A 2,304-nucleotide genomic window follows, 5' to 3' on the forward strand; every position below is an offset into this window, starting at 1 on the left:
GACCGGCCCCAACACCTCCGACATCTGCTACGCCACCCAGCACCGCCAGCAGGCCGTGCGCGACCTGTGCAAGGTCTCCGACATCATCCTGGTGGTGGGCGCGGCCAACTCCTCAAACTCCAACCGCCTGTGCGAGATCGGGCGCGAGGAAGGCCTGCCGAGCTATCTGATCGCCGACGCTAGCGCCATCGACCCCAAATGGCTGGACGGCAAGCAGGCCGTGGGCCTGACCGCCGGCGCCTCGGCGCCCGAAGAACTGGTGCTGGGCGTGATCAAGCGCCTGCGCGAATTCGGCCCCGTGGACGTGGTGCCGATGCACGGCGTGGAAGAGACCATCGAGTTCCGCCTCCCGCCGGAACTGCGTGAAGCCGACGACCTGGAAGTGGCGTAAGGACGAGACCGGACATGGGCAGCAGCATCCCGTTCAAACAGGCCGCGCGCATCGGGGCCTATGTGGTCGGCAAGACGCTCACCGGCAAGAAGCACTATCCGCTGGTGCTGATGCTGGAGCCGCTGTTCCGCTGCAACCTGGCCTGCGCCGGCTGCGGCAAGATCGACTATCCCGACGAGATCCTGAACCAGCGCCTGAGCTACGAGCAGTGCATGGAGGCGATCGACGAGTGCGGCGCCCCCGCCGTCTCGATCGCCGGCGGCGAGCCCCTGCTGCACCGCGACCTGCCGCGCATCGTCGAGGGCTACATCGCCAAGAAGAAGTTCGTGATCCTGTGCACGAACGCCCTGCTGCTGGCCAAGAAGATCGACCAGTACAAGCCCTCGCCCTACTTCACCTGGTCCATCCACCTGGACGGCGACCAGGCCATGCACGACAAGGCGGTGTGCGAGGACGGCGTCTACGACAAGGCGGTCGAGGCCATCAAGCTGGCCAAGTCCAAGGGCTTCCGCGTGCAGATCAACTGCACCCTGTTCGACGGTTCGGACCCCGAGCGGGTGGCCAAGTTCTTCGACGAGATGACCGCGATTGGCCTGGACGGCATCACCGTGTCGCCCGGCTACTCCTATGAGCGGGCGCCCGACCAGGAGCACTTCCTGAACCGGACCCGCACCAAGCAGTTGTTCCGCGACATCCTCAAGCGCGGCAATGGCGGCAAGGCCTGGGACTTCACCCAGTCGAGCCTGTTCATGAACTTCCTGGCCGGCAACGAGGCCTATGAGTGCTCGCCGTGGTCGATGCCCGCCCGCACCGTGTTCGGCTGGCAGAAGCCCTGTTACCTGCTGGGCGAAGGCTATGTGAAGACCTTCGCCGAGCTGATGGACGGCACCGAGTGGGAGAAGTACGGCGTCGGCAACTATGAGAAGTGCGCCGACTGCATGGTTCACTGCGGCTTCGAAGGCACCGCGGTCGCCCACTCCGTGAAGAACCCCCTGAAAGTCGCGATGCTCGGTTTGACCGGGATCAAAACGGACGGGCCGATGGCGAAGGATATTCCGCTGGATAGGCAGCGGAAGGCGGACTTCGTGTTCTCGAGCCACGTCGAGAAGAAGCTGGCCGAGATCCGAGCCAAGAACCCACGAGCCAGCAAGGGCGTCGTGACGGTCGAGGACTAAGGGGGAGCCCGCTCAGATGTCGGTGGATACCGTTCATACCCCGCGCCTGACGGCGGGCGTCGACCTGCGCAAGACCGACTGCCATCCCGACTTCTGGTATCCGATCGCGTGGTCCGAAGAGGTCAAGCCGGGCGCCATGATCGCCCGCGCCTATGCCGGCGAGCCGATCGCCGTGGTGCGCGGCAAGGACGGCAAGCTGTTCGCCCTGGAAAACCGTTGCGCCCACCGCCAGGTGCCTCTGACCCACGGCGTGGTCAACGGCTGTCAGGTGAAGTGCGGCTATCACGGCTGGGCCTATGACGAGACCGGCGCCTGTGTCGACGTGCCCTATCTCGGCAAGGAACGCCTGCCCAACGGGGTGAAGGCCTATCCCTGCAAGGAAGTCGACGGCCTGGTGTTCATCTTCCCGGGCGACCCGGCCCTGGCCGAGCTGCACGCCCTGCCCCAGGCGCTGGGGTCCAAGGCGCGCAAGGAATACAAGACCCGCCAACTCAACCGCGAGGTCGAGGCCCACTACACGTTCATGCACGAAAACCTGTTCGACATGAACCACCAGTTCCTGCACCGCCGGCAGATGGGCGGCATCAAGGCCCACTGCCTGGGCCGGCGCCGCGGCGAAGCCTGGGCGGAAGTCGACTACACCTTCAGCCGCACCGAGGGCCAGGGCACGGTGGGCGAAGCGGCGATCCTGGGCGTGGTGCGCAAGCGCGGCGAGGGCGACAACGCCGACCTGATGAC

At 65.8% G+C, this 2,304-nt stretch carries 2 protein-coding genes and 1 pseudogene; all 3 read left to right on the forward strand.

The annotated features are described in order from the left end of the window. A pseudogene (locus AC1P6P_RS00455) lies at nucleotides 1-391 on the forward strand (4-hydroxy-3-methylbut-2-enyl diphosphate reductase); the annotation flags it as partial. Between the two features lie 14 nt (nucleotides 392-405). Continuing rightward, the gene (gene hpnH, locus AC1P6P_RS00460) at nucleotides 406-1,566 is read left to right on the forward strand and encodes an adenosyl-hopene transferase HpnH (RefSeq protein WP_481400465.1); all 1,161 of its coding nucleotides are present in this window, start codon (nucleotides 406-408) and stop codon (nucleotides 1,564-1,566) included. 16 nt (nucleotides 1,567-1,582) lie between these two features. After that, nucleotides 1,583-2,304 (forward strand): Rieske 2Fe-2S domain-containing protein (locus AC1P6P_RS00465; RefSeq protein WP_481400466.1); only part of this gene is annotated, 722 nt, incomplete at its 3' end.

It is taken from the genome of Rhizomicrobium sp. (genome assembly GCF_056722145.1).